12 protein-coding genes are annotated in these 13,583 nt (G+C 71.1%); 3 read left to right on the forward strand and 9 right to left on the reverse strand.

Translation table 11 applies throughout. The annotated features are described in order from the left end of the window. Positions 1-62 precede the first annotated feature (62 nt). From mdh to purN, 4 genes are all read right to left on the reverse strand, one after another. Complete coding sequence (gene mdh, locus BJ971_RS34875) at positions 63-1,013, reverse strand: malate dehydrogenase (RefSeq protein WP_184997552.1); 951 nt, start codon at positions 1,011-1,013, stop codon at positions 63-65. A 100-nt stretch (positions 1,014-1,113) separates the two neighbouring features. Next, positions 1,114-1,707, reverse strand: coding sequence for a pentapeptide repeat-containing protein (locus BJ971_RS34880; protein ID WP_184997553.1), 594 nt, complete (start codon positions 1,705-1,707; stop codon positions 1,114-1,116). Then, positions 1,707-3,269: a bifunctional phosphoribosylaminoimidazolecarboxamide formyltransferase/IMP cyclohydrolase gene (gene purH, locus BJ971_RS34885; protein ID WP_184997554.1), complete on the reverse strand. Its 1,563-nt coding sequence runs from the start codon at positions 3,267-3,269 to the stop codon at positions 1,707-1,709. Before purH ends, BJ971_RS34880 begins: the two co-directional genes overlap by 1 nt. Then, positions 3,266-3,883, reverse strand: a complete 618-nt coding sequence (purN, locus tag BJ971_RS34890) for a phosphoribosylglycinamide formyltransferase (protein ID WP_184997555.1) — start codon at positions 3,881-3,883, stop codon at positions 3,266-3,268. The genes purH and purN overlap by 4 nt, the downstream gene beginning before the upstream one ends. 165 nt (positions 3,884-4,048) lie before the next feature. Here purN and BJ971_RS34895 point away from each other — a divergent pair, with 165 nt between their 5' ends. Further along, a complete protein-coding gene (locus tag BJ971_RS34895; RefSeq protein ID WP_221480038.1) occupies positions 4,049-4,306 on the forward strand; it encodes a DUF4190 domain-containing protein in 258 nt (85 codons plus the stop codon). 70 nt (positions 4,307-4,376) lie between these two features. Here BJ971_RS34895 and BJ971_RS34900 read toward each other — a convergent pair whose 3' ends face one another. The 4 genes from BJ971_RS34900 to icmB form a co-directional block, all read right to left on the reverse strand. Then, entirely contained in the window at positions 4,377-5,831 is a 1,455-nt protein-coding gene (locus tag BJ971_RS34900) for a cell division protein PerM (RefSeq protein WP_184997556.1), read from the reverse strand. 161 nt (positions 5,832-5,992) lie between these two features. After that, positions 5,993-6,874, reverse strand: a complete 882-nt coding sequence (gene sucD / locus BJ971_RS34905; RefSeq protein WP_184997557.1) for a succinate--CoA ligase subunit alpha — start codon at positions 6,872-6,874, stop codon at positions 5,993-5,995. Positions 6,875-6,878: 4 nt separating this feature from the next. Then, positions 6,879-8,057 (reverse strand): ADP-forming succinate--CoA ligase subunit beta, encoded by a 1,179-nt coding sequence (sucC, locus tag BJ971_RS34910; RefSeq protein WP_184997558.1) that lies wholly within the window; start codon positions 8,055-8,057, stop codon positions 6,879-6,881. Positions 8,058-8,537: 480 nt separating this feature from the next. Then, positions 8,538-8,942, reverse strand: a complete 405-nt coding sequence (gene icmB, locus BJ971_RS34915) for a coenzyme B12-dependent isobutyryl CoA mutase small subunit (protein ID WP_184997559.1) — start codon at positions 8,940-8,942, stop codon at positions 8,538-8,540. Between the two features lie 437 nt (positions 8,943-9,379). Between icmB and BJ971_RS34920 the strand changes: the two genes are divergently transcribed. Both BJ971_RS34920 and BJ971_RS34925 read left to right on the forward strand, forming a co-directional pair. Continuing rightward, positions 9,380-10,096 (forward strand): M23 family metallopeptidase, encoded by a 717-nt coding sequence (locus BJ971_RS34920; RefSeq protein WP_184997560.1) that lies wholly within the window; start codon positions 9,380-9,382, stop codon positions 10,094-10,096. A 231-nt stretch (positions 10,097-10,327) separates the two neighbouring features. Next, the gene (locus tag BJ971_RS34925) at positions 10,328-11,092 is read left to right on the forward strand and encodes a M23 family metallopeptidase (RefSeq protein ID WP_239087698.1); all 765 of its coding nucleotides are present in this window, start codon (positions 10,328-10,330) and stop codon (positions 11,090-11,092) included. A 23-nt stretch (positions 11,093-11,115) separates the two neighbouring features. On the opposite strand, the gene pcrA is transcribed toward BJ971_RS34925, so the two are convergent. After that, on the reverse strand, positions 11,116-13,551 hold the full coding sequence (gene pcrA / locus BJ971_RS34930) for a DNA helicase PcrA (protein ID WP_184997562.1): 2,436 nt from the start codon (positions 13,549-13,551) through the stop codon (positions 11,116-11,118). Between the last annotated feature and the right edge of the window lie 32 nt (positions 13,552-13,583).

Genomic DNA, 13,583 nt, shown 5'->3' on the forward strand with positions numbered 1-13,583 from the left:
CCGGTCCGGCAGGGCGAAAAAAGGCCAGGGCCGTCGGCCCTGGCCTTTCACGCTTGACGGGATCAGAGGTCGGCGACGTCCGCCTGCTTGGCGCGGACGGCCTCGGCGGCCTCCTTCAGGCCGGCCAGCTCGGCGGCGGTGAGCTCGGTCTCGACGACCTTCTTCACGCCCTCGGCGCCGATCTCGGCCTCGACGCCCAGGTAGACCCCGGAGATGCCGTACTCGCCGTCGACCCAGGCGCAGACCGGCATGACCGCGCCGGAGTCCTCCGCGACGGCCTTGGCCATGCGAGCGGCGGCGGCGGACGGCGCGTAGTACGCCGAGCCGGTCTTGAGCAGCGCCACGACCTCGGCACCGCCGTTGCGGGTACGGGTGACGAGCTCCTCGACCTTGTCGGCCGGGAGCAGCTCGGCGAGCGGCTTGCCGTTGACCGAGGACTTCGACGGGACCGGCACCATGGTGTCGCCGTGCGAGCCGAGCGTCAGGGTCGTGACGCTGGAGACCGGGACCTTCAGCTCCTCGGCCACGTTGTTGGTGAAGCGGGCCGAGTCGAGCATGCCGGCCTGGCCGAGTACCCGGTTGCGCGGGAACTGGGTGGCGATCTGGGCGAGCGCGGTCATCTCGTCGAGCGGGTTCGACACCACGATGACGACGGCGTTCGGCGCGTACTTCGCCACGTTCTCGGCGACCTGGCGCACGATCTTGGCGTTGACGCCGAGCAGGTCCATGCGGCTCATGCCCGGCTTGCGGGGCAGGCCTGCGGTGATGACGACCACGTCCGAGCCCTCGATGGCCTCGTAGCCCTCGCCGTTCGGCCCGGTGGTGGCGCCGACGATCTTGGTCTCGAAACCCTCGATCGGCCGCGACTGGTTGAGGTCCAGCGCGAGGCCCTCCGGCTTGCCCTCGACGATGTCGGTGAGCACCACGGTCTCGAAGATGTCGAACTCGGCCAGACGCTGTGCGGTCGTGGACCCGTAGAAACCGGCGCCTACGACGGTGACCTTCTTGCCCATGTCTCTCACTCCCGGTCGGCAGGACGACTTTTTCCGGACCGTATCAGCCGGTTAACGATCCATTACCCGGGAGGGCCGAATAGGCGAGGTAAGCCACTCGCTAGCCGCTGACCCGCGCACCGAACGCCGTGGCGAACTGCATCGCCTGCGCCAGGTCGATCTGCGCGCCGTCGATGTCGACGTCGCGCAGCGCGACCCCGTCCAGGTCGGCTCCGCGCAGGTCGGCGCCCTTGAGCACCGCGCCCTGCAGCCGGGCGTTCGAGAGGTCCGCGCCGCGCAGGTCCGCCCTGGTGAGGTCGGCGTTGGTGAGGTCCGCCTCGCGCAGCCGCAGGCCGCCGAACCGCGCGGCGGTGAGGTTGGCACCGCGCAGCGAGACGAAACCCCAGTCACCGCCGTCGACGGTGAGCGGCCGGAGCCCACAGTCGAGGAACTGGGTGCCGGTCAGCTTGCAGCCCGCGAGCGTGGCGTCGAAGAACGAGCTGCGGCGGATCACCGACTGCGTGATAGCGCAGTCGGTCAGCTCGGTGGCGTTGAACCGCACGTTGCCGAACTCGCAGTGCGTGAACGTGCAGCCGGCGAGCTTCGCCTCCGACCAGTCGACGTCGTGGAACGCGCAGTCCTCGTAGTGTGCGCGTTCCACCTCGTCCAGGGCCCAGTCCTCGCCGGAGAAGGTCTCGTTCCGGACGACGTCCATCAGTGGTAGAAGTGCCGCGTGCCGGTCAGGTAGACGGTGACGCCCGCCTTCTCGGCCGCCTCGATCACCAGGTTGTCGCGCACCGAGCCGCCCGGCTGCACGACCGCCTTGACGCCGGCCGCGATCAGCACCTCGAGGCCGTCCGGGAACGGGAAGAACGCGTCCGAGGCGGCAACGCTGCCCTTGGCCCGGTCCGCGCCGGCCCGGCTCACCGCGAGGTGCGCGGCGTCGACCCGGTTGACCTGGCCCATGCCGACGCCGACGGCCGCGCCGTCGTGGGCGAGCAGGATCGCGTTGCTCTTCACGCTCCGGATCGCCCGCCAGGCGAAGGCGAGGTCGGCGAGGTCCTCGGGCGCGGCCGCCTCGCCGGTGGCCAGCGTCCAGTTCGCCGGGTCGTCGCCCGCGGCGTCGATCCGGTCCGAGAGCTGCACCAGCACGCCGCCGCCGATCTGCTTGATCTCCGCTGGCGGCGGGCTCCAGGCCGGCGCGACGAGCACGCGCAGGTTCTTCTTCCCGCGGAACACCGCGAGCGCCTCGTCGGTGAACGACGGCGCGACGATGACCTCGGTGAAGATGCCGTCGAGCTGGTTCGCCAGCTCGACGGTCACCGGCCGGTTGACGGCGATGACCCCGCCGAACGCCGACACCGGGTCACACGCGTGCGCCTTGCGGTGCGCCTCGGCGACGTCGGCGCCGATCGCGATGCCGCACGGGTTGGCGTGCTTGATGATCGCCACGCACGGCTCGGTGAAGTCGTTCGCCGAGCGCCAGGCGGCGTCCGCGTCCACATAGTTGTTGTAGGACATCTCCTTGCCGTGCAGCTGCTCGGCCTGCGCGAGCCCCGCGGGCGCGTTCGGGTCGAGATAGAGCGCGGCCTGCTGGTGCGGGTTCTCGCCGTAGCGCAGCGCGCTCTCGCGCCCGAGCGCCAGCCCGGCGAACTCCGGCCACTCCGCCGGCGCGAGGGTGGTCGCGCACCAGTTGGCGACCGCGACGTCGTACTCCGCGATGTCGGCGAAGGCGCGGGCCGCGAGCATTTTGCGCTGCGTCAGCGTGAAACCGCCGTCGCGCAGGGCGTCCAGGATCAACGGGTACGCCGCGACGGAGGTCACCACGGCGACCGACGGGTGGTTCTTCGCGGCCGCGCGCACCATCGCCGGGCCGCCGATGTCGATCTGCTCGACGCACTCGTCGACGCTCGCGCCGGAGGCGACCGTCTGCGTGAACGGGTACAGGTTGCTGACCAGCAGGTCGAACGGCTCGACCGCCAGGTCGGCGAGCTGTGCGGAGTGCGCCGGCAGCCGCAGGTCGGCGAGCAGCCCGGCGTGCACCTTCGGGTGCAGCGTCTTGACCCGGCCGTCCAGGCACTCCGGGAATCCGGTCAGCTCCTCGACCCGGGTCACCGGCACGCCGGCGGCCTCGACGGTCGACGCGGTCGAGCCGGTGGAGACGACCTGCACCCCGGCCGCGTGCAGCGCCTGCGCGAGCTCGACCAGGCCGGTCTTGTCGTACACGCTGAGCAGTGCCCGCCTCAGCGGACGGCGACCCTCGCTACGCTCGGTCATGGGATGGAGACCTTCCTGTCCGTGATGGTCCAGCCTTCGCGGACCAGCCGGCCGACGTACTCGACGAGCTGCCGGCGCTCGGCATCCTTGATCCGCTCGGTCAGCGTCTCCTCCGTGTCGTCGTCGAGCACGGGAACGCTGACCTGGGCGATGATGGGTCCGGTGTCGACACCCGCGTCGACGAAGAAGAGGGTCGCGCCGGCGATCTTCACGCCGTACGCGAGGGCGTCGCGCGGGCCGTGAATGCCCGGGAACGACGGCAGCAGCGCGTTGTGCGTGTTGACGTAGCGGTCACCGAACGCGGTCAGGAACTCCTTGCCGACCAGCTTCAGGAAGCCGGCCGAGATGACCAGGTCGGGCTTGTGCGCGGCCACGTGGCCGGCGAGGGCGGCGTCCCAGTCGTCCCGGGTCGGGTAGGCCTTCACCGAGTCCACGAACGTGGGAATGCCGGCTCTTGCCGCCCTGTCGAGTCCGACCGTGCCGTCCCGGTCGGCGCCGACGGCCACGACCCTCGCGCCGTACGCGGGATCCGCGGCGGCGTCGAGGAGTGCTTGCAGGTTGGAGCCGGAGCCGGAGACGAGGACGACCAGGCGGGCGGGCGCGGGGTCTGTCACCCGAGCACCCTATCGTCGAGCAGGTCCGGGCCGCTAAACGGGTCGTTTCAAGGACAGCGGAAACCTTTGATCATCGGTTAGGCTGCTGGCCGCTCACGTGATGGCCCGCGTGCGCACATGGTTCACCCCATACCGCACTGCACGGATTTATCTGGAGGATTCGCCGTGACGCCACCGCCCTACGGACAGCCGGCCCCCGCGGCCAACGACAAGACGACGCTCTGGGGCGTCCTCGGCATCGTGTTCGCTTTCTGCTGCACCCCGCTCGCGATCGTGTTCGCGATCCTGAGCCTGCTCGAGGCCCGCAAGGTCGGCAAGCAGCCGACCCTGGCCTTTGTCAGCTTCGGCATCATCGCCGTGCTGCTCATCGTTCAGATCATCTTCTACTCCACCGGTGGCTACGACAGCATCACCGGCAACTGACGCGGTAGCGCCAGAACGGGCGCTCGGGCCTCACGGCCCGGGCGCCCGTTGTCGTACGGGGTACCGGAGGCTACTTGCGGGCCGGTGCCCGGAAGGCGCGGCCCGCCGCCGCGCCGATGCTCGCGGACACCGCGACCACGATCGTCGCGACGAGCGCGACCTGCCACGGCACCGGCCCGATCTCGGCGAGCCGCCCGTTGCCGAGCGGGCCGCCCGACATCCAGGACAGCACGCCGAGCACGAGCCCGGCGACCGGTCCGGACAGCAGCGCCGCGCCGAGCACCAGCGACCAGGCCGGCTCGGCCGGCGCCGGGTCGCCCGGGTTGCGCGGGTTGCGCGGCGCAAGGTGGCCGTCGGCGACGTGGTGCACGCCGACGAGCCGGCGGGTGAGCAGCCAGCCCGACGCCATCGCCGCGAGGACCGGCACCGCGAGCAGCGCCGCGCCGCTCGCGCCCATCGGGCCGTCCGGCAGGCCCGCCAGCAGCGGCAGCGTCGGCAGCGGCCCGACCGTCACCTCGGTGAGCCGGATCGCCGAGTCGGTGCCCAGCAGGAAGCCGGGACCCAGCAGGTACGCCGTCGCCCAGACCACGCCGTTCGCGCCGTAGGCGAGGCTGAGCAGCGTGATGCCGGCCTGACCCGCCACCCCGGTCCGGTATGCGGAGATCATGTCCGCCGCCTGGCCGCCGCCGACCGCCACCGACAGCCCGGCGAGGGCCGCGCCCGCCGCGAGGATCAGCAGCGCCGACACCACCCCGGCGCGCAGCCCGTGGCGCAGCGCCGGCGGGATCCGGCGGGCCGTCACGACCAGCGCCTCCGTGCCGCGCAGCGCGCCGATCAGGGAGAACGCCAGCCCGGCGAGGAAGAAGTTCAGGGCCGCGCGCCCGGCGGAGACCTCCGTGCCCCGGCCGTCCACCGCGAGCGCCGCGCCGGCGCCCAGGAGCGCGTACGCGAGGCCGATCGTCGTCGCCACCAGCAGGGCCGCCCGGGGCGAGCCGCGGCGCCGGGCGCCGATCGCGCGGGTCACGTGCAGGCCGGCGCGGTTGAGGCGCCAGCCGGCCAGCAGGGTCAGCAGCAGCGGCGCGACACCCAGCGGGCCGATGGAGGTGCCGATCGGCACGCCGTGGCCGAGCAGCCAGCCCGCCAGGCCGGCGTGCGAGGCGCCGCCCAGCCCGCCCTGGCCCTCGAGCGTGCGGGCGAGCCCGACGACGGCGGCGACCGGAACGTAGGACACCAGCGCGGCCCAGAACGTCGCGAAGCCGGCGGCAACCAGCAGCGGTGCGCGGCGCCGCGATTCGCTCGGGCGGCGCTGGGTGGGCAGCTTGACAGTCTTGTGGTTGCGCGGATCGATCCGCACGGTCGCGCGGTCACCCGGATCGACCGTCACCGTGGGATGGCCGGCGGGCACCGAGGGGCGCACATCGACCGGCACCGTCTCGCGCGCGGCAAGGTGAACCGCCTCGGCGGCCTCGAACTGGTCCTCCGAGCCGGCGGGTCGACCATCGGGAAGGTCGGGGGTGGTCGGCATCGCGGCCTACTTTTCCACGCCGGGCGGGCTGCGGCGACGCAGAAACGGCGGCGCGCCGCCTAACGATTCCTCAGGCGGTGTCAAGAACGCCCATAACGGCGACGCGCCGCCGTACGGAATCCGAGGATCCGTGCGGCGGCGCGCCGGTTGCCGTACCCGAATCAGCTCATGACCTCGCGCATGAGCCGCGCGGTCTCGCTCGGGGTCTTGCCGACCTTGACGCCGGCGGCCTCGAGGGCCTCCTTCTTGGCGTCGGCGGTGCCGGCCGAGCCGGAGATGATCGCGCCCGCGTGGCCCATGGTCTTGCCGGGCGGGGCGGTGAAGCCGGCGATGTAGCCGACGACCGGCTTGGTCACGTTGGCCTTGATGAACTCGGCCGCGCGCTCCTCGGCGTCGCCGCCGATCTCGCCGATCATCACGATCGCGTCGGTGTCCGGGTCATCCTGGAACGCCTTCAGCGCGTCGATGTGCGTGGTGCCGATGATCGGGTCGCCGCCGATGCCGACACAGGTGGAGAAGCCGAAGTCCCGCAGCTCGTACATGAGCTGGTAGGTCAGCGTTCCGCTCTTGCTGACCAGGCCGATGCGGCCGGCCGGCGTGATGTCGGCCGGGATGATGCCGGCGTTGGAGGCGCCCGGCGAGGCGATGCCGGGGCAGTTCGGGCCGATGATGCGGGTCTTCTGCCCCTGCGCGATGTTGTACGCCCAGAACGCGGCCGAGTCCTGCACCGGCACGCCCTCGGTGATCACCACGGCCAGCGGGATCTCGGCGTCGATCGCCTCGAGCACCGCCGCCTTGGTGAACGCCGGCGGCACGAAGATGACCGACACATCCGCGCCGGTCTCCTTGATCGCCTCGCCTACGGAGGCGAAGACCGGCAGCGACGTGCCGTCGAAGTCGACGCTCGTGCCCGCCTTGCGCGGGTTGACGCCGCCGACCACGTTGGTGCCGGCGGCGAGCATCCGGCGGGTGTGCTTGGAGCCCTCCGAGCCGGTCATGCCCTGGACGATGACCTTGGAGTCCTTGGTGAGCCAGATAGCCATGTCGTCACTTCCCCGCAGCCGCGAGCTCGGCGGCACGCTCGGCCGCACCGTCCATCGTGTCCACCCGCTGCACCAGCGGGTTGTCGGCCGAGTCCAGGATCGCCCGGCCGGCCTCGGCGTTGTTGCCGTCGAGGCGCACCACGAGCGGCTTGTTGACCGCCTCGCCGCGCTCGCCGAGCAGGGCCAGTGCCTGGATGATGCCGTTGGCGACCTCGTCGCACGCGGTGATGCCGCCGAAGACGTTCACGAAGACCGACTTGACCGCCGGGTCACCGAGCACGATCTCGAGGCCGTTCGCCATGACCTGCGCGCTGGCGCCGCCGCCGATGTCGAGGAAGTTGGCCGGCTTGACGCCGCCGTGCTTCTCGCCCGCGTACGCGACCACGTCGAGGGTCGACATGACCAGGCCCGCGCCGTTGCCGATGATGCCGACCTCGCCGTCGAGCTTGACGTAGTTGAGGTTCTTGGCCTTGGCGGCCTGCTCCAGCGGGTCGACCGCGGACTGGTCGACCAGCGCCTCGTGGTCGGCGTGCCGGAAGCCGGCGTTCTCGTCCAGGGTGATCTTCGCGTCCAGGCAGAGCACCCGGCCGTCGCCGACCTTGGCGAGCGGGTTGACCTCGACCAGGGTGGCGTCCTCGGCGACGAAGGCCTGCCAGAGCTTCACCGCGATGTCGACGACGTGCTCGGCGACCTCGGCCGGGAACTTGGCGGCGGCGACGATCTCGCGCGCCTTGGCCTCGTCAACGCCCTCGTTGGCGTCGATCGCGATCTTGGCGACCCGCTCGGGGTCCTCCTCGGCGACCGTCTCGATCTCCATGCCGCCGGCGACGCTGGCGATGCAGAGGAAGGTGCGGTTGGCCCGGTCCAGCAGGTAGGAGAAGTAGTACTCCTCCTTGATGTCCGCCGTCTCCGCCAACATCACCTTGTGCACGGTGTGGCCCTTGATGTCCATACCGAGGATGTCGCCCGCGCGGGCCTCGGCCTCGGCCGCGTCGGCGGCGAGCTTGACGCCGCCGGCCTTGCCGCGGCCGCCGACCTTCACCTGGGCCTTGACCACGACCCGGCCGCCGAGTCGCTCGGCGATCGCGCGGGCCTCCTGCGGGGTCTCGGCGACGCCGCCGCCCAGCACGGGCAGCCCGTGCCGTTCGAACAGGTCGCGCCCCTGATACTCGAACAGGTCCACGTGTCTCCTTTCGCTCGCGACGCTTGCCCCGGCAAGCCGCGTACCTGCGTCCCGACCTGATGTCCGCGGCGCGTCGTTGCGTCGCCGCCAGCGTGAGAGAAATGTCGGCCCTAGGGCCTCAATTCGCAGCCTAGCCACCCGGCCCCCGCTCGTACCGTCGCGGGTGCGCGGTGTGCAAGACGGCACAGGTCGAGTTCTACGCCAGTCGGGCGCCGTCCGCAGCCAAGTCGGCGACGGACCGCCGGCGAGGGCTCACCGGGAGCCTCGCGGCGGCGTCCGGGAAAAACGGGAAAAAGTGGCCCCTGGTCGCGTAACCCCGCTCGGGAGGCGTCGTTGAGTGTGATGTCGGAGCGCTGAGCGCCGATGAAAGCGGCCGATGCCCTGTCGGTCGAGGGGTGGCGGCGGGGCATCGTGCATAGAGAGGCCGGACGTGTGAGGGGTGCGTCCGGCCTCTCCCCTTAACTCTTCGCAGTTAAATGGTCACGCTACAGGCGTGGCCACATTGGCGCGTACCCATTCGATGATGGATGCGGTGGTGGCGCCCGGCGTAAAGATATGCGCTACGCCGATCTTCTCCAGTTCGGCAATGTCGTCGGGCGGAATGATGCCGCCGCCGAATACCACGATATCGGCAGCATCACGCTGCGCTAACAGTTCCACTACGCGCCGAAACAGCGTCATGTGCGCACCCGAGAGCACCGACAGCCCGATGGCGTCCGCGTCCTCCTGGATCGCCGTTTCGACAATCTGCTCGGGCGTCTGGTGCAGGCCGGTGTACACGACCTCCATGCCGGCGTCCCGCAACGCCCGGGCCACGACCTTCGCGCCGCGGTCGTGCCCGTCCAGCCCCGGCTTGGCCACCACGACCCTGATTCGTGCTTGCATCTGCGACCCCTTCGGCGCATACCGGCCGCACTGCCGGCCGACCATCTGAACTGCCACCTGAACGAACGGTAACCCGCCGCGGTTGAACCCCGGAAGCCGCGGCCCCGTACTACCTGCCGGCGCAAGAGCATCCGGCCCCACTAAGCAAGCACCGTTAAAGGTATTCCACGTCACATGACTTTGTGTTGAAAACACAGTTACGGAGAGCCAACACTGCCCCTACTCAGAAATGCAACCAACTCGGACAATCGCCCCCGAATGCCGACAGGTAACTGTCAGGGAATTGGCGCTGCGACTTGTGACTGGGGTTGCGTTTCGTTACCGTGGCCCACGGCTGTCAACTGGTTAACCCCAGACCGACCGCCCGGCAAACCACCGTTCAGCACCTGTTCCAGCTTGGTGGTTGCCGCTTCTTTGCCACCGACGGAGGGTTGTTCGTGCGTCAGCGCTTGTCGTCTGAGCCCGACCGCTATCGCGGCCGCCGCCGCGTACCCACACCTCCGCGCAGCCGCTACGCGGTAGTTGTCACCTCCGCCTTCGTCGGCGCCGGCGTCGTGGCCCTCGGTGCCGCCTCGCAGCTGCCGGACGCGAAGACCATCAACCCGTCGGTCCTCCAGAACCTCGAGGCGGGCGACGCCCTCGCCGACCGCTCGGCCGACGGCGACCGCGCGTCGCGCGGCGAGGACCGCACCGCCAGCACCAAGATCTCCGACGAGCAGGCCGAGGCCGAGGCCTGGCTGCTCCCGCTCGACGACTACCAGTTCACCTCGCCCTACGGGGTCCGCTTCGGCAAGCTGCACGCCGGCATCGACCTGGCGGCGCCCGAGGGCACCCCCTACAAGGCCGTGCACGCCGGCCAGGTGACCGCCGCGGGTTACAACGGCGGCTACGGCTACGCCATCACCGTCAAGCACGCCGACGGCACCGAGATGATCTACGCGCACTCCCGGCGGCTCATGGTCAAGGCCGGCGACACCGTCAAGGCCGGCCAGATCATCGGCGAGGTCGGCAACACCGGCTACTCCTACGGCACGCACCTGCACCTCGAGGTGCACGTCAACGGCGCGACGACCGACCCGATCGTCTTCCTGCGCGAGCAGGGCGTCGACATCAAGCTCCGGATCGAGTCGGTCTACGGAGTCGGCGCCTCCTGATCCCGCACGACCCGTCGCGGCTGGACCTCACGGTCCGGCCGCGTTTTCGTGTCCGCCGGTCCCGGAGGAACGCGCGCATCAGGCCGGCCGTCCTCCCGGATCGACGTCACGTCGCGCCCGCAACCGCGCCGCAACCGCGGCGGTAGCGCCGGGCCGATTCTCCTCAAGATCCGCGGTGCGGTGCCGACAGGCATGTGTCGGACGCCGAGACCCTTGGAGGATCACCCCGTCGTGCAGCAGCATCGAGCCAACGGGAACATCTGGGGTCGCCACCGCCGGACGGCCGATTCGCACACCCACCGGGACCCGGCCGAGCCGGCCGCCCGCAAGGGCCACTTCGTGATGGCCGCCGCGCTCGTCGCCAGCGTCGGCGCCGCGGGCATCGCGGGCCTGTACTTCAGCGCCTCCTCGGGCCCGGCCTCCGCCAAGGCGCGCACCCCGGCCGCCGCACAGCTCAAGACCTCCGAGCCGATGACCATCCCGCTCGCGTCCGACGCCGACGCCGGCCTCCGTGCCGCCGGCGACGGGCTGTCGCTGGACACCGGCATGCCGGCCGTCGCGCAGAGCCGCAAGCCCAAGCCGCGGCTGTGGGTCGACCCGATGCCCGAGGGCTCGGTGACGTCCTGCTTCGGCGCGCGCTGGGGCCGCCTGCACGCGGGCGTCGACCTGGCCGCGCCGACCGGCACCCCGATCCGCGCCGCGGGCGCGGGAAGGGTCGTGTCGGCGGGCGTGGAGGACGGCTACGGCAACGCGGTGCTGATCGACCACGGCAACGGCTACCTGACCCACTACGGCCACATGTCGGCCATCACCACCAAGACGGGCCAGGCCGTCAAGGCCGGCGACCAGATCGGCAACGAGGGCTCCACGGGCCACTCGACCGGCCCGCACCTGCACTTCGAGGTACACAAGGGCAGCTACAAGAACCCGATCGAGCCGACCCGCTGGATGCAGGACCACGGCGTCAACCTCGGCGGCTGCGCCGCCCGCGGCTGAGCCCCGCTACGCCGGGAGGCGCGTCAGAGCTTCTCGACCGGGGCGTGGCGTAGCACCAGCCACATGACCTGGTCGCCGAAGTCGATCTGGGCGCGCGCGCCGGGGCCATGGCCCTCCACGGTCACGACACGCCCGAGGCCGTAGCGCTGATGGTTGACCCGGTCTCCGGCCTCCACCTTCGGCGTCTGCTTCATCTCGCTCGCCGTCGTGAGCCTGCTGGCGTCGACGCCGAGGCGCGAGGCGAGTTGCTGCGCCTTGGGCGTACCCCCTGCGAAGCCTCCGCCGCGTCCGCGGTCTCCCCCACCGCGACCACCGACGCCCCCGCCCGTGCCGGACCACGACGTGTAGGAAGCCGCGGTGCGCTCCCAGCGGACCAGCTCGGCCGGCAGCTCGTCGGTGAAGCGTGACGGCGGGTTGTACTGCGGCTGGCCCCACCCCGACCGGGTCACCGCCCGGGACAGGTAGAGCCGCTGCCGGGCCCGGGTGATGCCGACGTAGGCGAGCCGGCGCTCCTCCTCGAGCTCGGCGTTGTCGCCCAGCGCGCGCATGTGCGGGAACACGCCGTCCTCGAGGCCGGTCAGGAACACCACCGGGAACTCGAGGCCCTTCGCCGTGTGCAGCGTCATCAGGGTGACCACGCCCTGGTGGTCCGGGTCGTCGCTGGGGATCTGGTCGGCGTCGGCGACGAGCGCGACCTGCTCGAGGAAGCCGGCGAGACTCGCGGCCGGCGCGTCGTCGTCCTCGTCGGCCTGCGCCTCGACCCGCTCGGTGTATTCGCGGGCGACGCTGACCAGCTCCTGGAGGTTCTCCACCCGGCCCTGGTCCTGCGGGTCGAGGCTGTCCTCCAATTCGGACAGCAGGCCCGAGCGCTGAAGCGCCGCCTCAAGCACCTCCTCGGGTGGCGCCGTCCTGGACAGCTCCCGCAGGTCGTCGAGGAGCCGCACGAAGTCGGCGATGCTGTTCGCCGCGCGGGTCGAGATGCCCGGTGCGTCCTTGGCGCCGCGCAGGGCCTGGCCGAACGAGATGCGGTCGCGTGTGGACAGCGCCTCGACGCAGGCCTCGGCCCGGTCGCCGATGCCGCGGCGCGGGGTGTTGAGCACGCGGCGGATGCTCACCGTGTCGTCGTCGTTGACCACCGCGCGCAGGTAGGCCAGCGCGTCGCGGACCTCCTTGCGCTCGTAGAAGCGCACACCGCCGACCACCTTGTAGGGCAGGCCGACGCGGATGAACACCTCCTCGAAGACACGCGACTGCGCGTTGGTGCGGTAGAAGACCGCGACGTCGCCGGGGCGCACCTCGTGGTTGTCGCCGAGCCGGTCGATCTCGCGGGCCACCCAGTCGGCCTCGGCGTGCTCGGTGTCGGCGACGTAGCCGACGATCTGCTCGCCGGCGCCCTGGTCGCTCCAGAGCCGCTTGGGCTTGCGCGACGTGTTGCGGTCGATCACCGCGTTGGCCGCGGACAGGATCGTCTGGGTGGAGCGGTAGTTCTGCTCCAGCAGGATCGTGCGCGCATCGGGATAGTCGCGCTCGAACTCGAGGATGTTGCGGATCGTGGCGCCGCGGAACGCGTAGATCGACTGGTCGGCGTCGCCGACGACGCAGAGCTCGCCCGGCGGCACGTCACCGTCCACCGGCCCGGCCAGCTCCTTCACCAGCATGTACTGCGCGTGGTTGGTGTCCTGGTATTCGTCGACGAGCACGTGCCGGAAGCGGCGCCGGTATGCCTCGGCGATGTGCGGATGCGACTGGAGCAGGTGCACGGTCGCCATGATGATGTCGTCGAAGTCCAGCGCGTGCGCCTCGGCCAGGCGGCGCTGGTAGAGCACGTAGGCCTCGGCCACGGCGCGCTCGTTGGGGCCTTTCGCCCGGTTCTTGAACTCCTCGGGCTCGACCAGCTCGTTCTTCAGGTTCGACACCTGGGCGGCGAGGCCGCGGGCGGTGTAGCGCTTCGGATCGAGATCCAGCTCGCGGGCCACCATCTGCATCAGCCGCCGCGAGTCGTCGGCGTCGTAGATCGAGAACGTGCTCTTCAGCCCGGCGTGCTCGTGCTCGGCCCGCAGGATGCGCACGCACGCCGAGTGGAACGTCGACACCCACATCAGCCGGGCCCGCGGCCCGACCAGCGCGGCGACCCGCTCCTTCATCTCACCGGCGGCCTTGTTGGTGAAGGTGATCGCGATGATCTGGCCGGGATGCACGTCCCGCTCGGCCAGCAGGTAGGCGATCCGGTGGGTGAGCACCCGGGTCTTGCCCGACCCGGCGCCGGCCACGATCAGCAGCGGCGACCCGGCGTGGGTGACGGCGTCGCGCTGCGGGGTGTTGAGGCCGACAAGCAGCGACTCGGGGTCAAGCCGGCGGGCCGGCGCCCGCTTGGGCGCAGCGTCCTGTCCCGGTGATCCGCCGCCCTGGACAGGCGGCATCGCGAACAGGGGCTGGGAGTTTTCCGGAAGGGCTCGCATCGCCGGACAAGTCTATGCCGCACCACCGACAA

It is taken from the genome of Amorphoplanes digitatis, from assembly GCF_014205335.1.
In the GTDB taxonomy this organism is placed as follows: Bacteria; Actinomycetota; Actinomycetes; order Mycobacteriales; family Micromonosporaceae; genus Actinoplanes; species Actinoplanes digitatus.

What these genes read in the sequence shown, in the direction of transcription:
- sucD (WP_184997557.1), bottom strand. Translation starts at nt 6,874, where the DNA reads ATGGCTATCTGGCTCACCAAGGACTCCAAGGTCATCGTCCAGGGCATG.
- pcrA (WP_184997562.1), bottom strand. Translation starts at nt 13,551, where the DNA reads ATGCGAGCCCTTCCGGAAAACTCCCAGCCCCTGTTCGCGATGCCGCCT.
- BJ971_RS34900 (WP_184997556.1), bottom strand. Translation starts at nt 5,831, where the DNA reads ATGCCGACCACCCCCGACCTTCCCGATGGTCGACCCGCCGGCTCGGAG.
- icmB (WP_184997559.1), bottom strand. Translation starts at nt 8,942, where the DNA reads ATGCAAGCACGAATCAGGGTCGTGGTGGCCAAGCCGGGGCTGGACGGG.
- mdh (WP_184997552.1), bottom strand. Translation starts at nt 1,013, where the DNA reads ATGGGCAAGAAGGTCACCGTCGTAGGCGCCGGTTTCTACGGGTCCACG.
- BJ971_RS34880 (WP_184997553.1), bottom strand. Translation starts at nt 1,707, where the DNA reads ATGGACGTCGTCCGGAACGAGACCTTCTCCGGCGAGGACTGGGCCCTG.
- purH (WP_184997554.1), bottom strand. Translation starts at nt 3,269, where the DNA reads ATGACCGAGCGTAGCGAGGGTCGCCGTCCGCTGAGGCGGGCACTGCTC.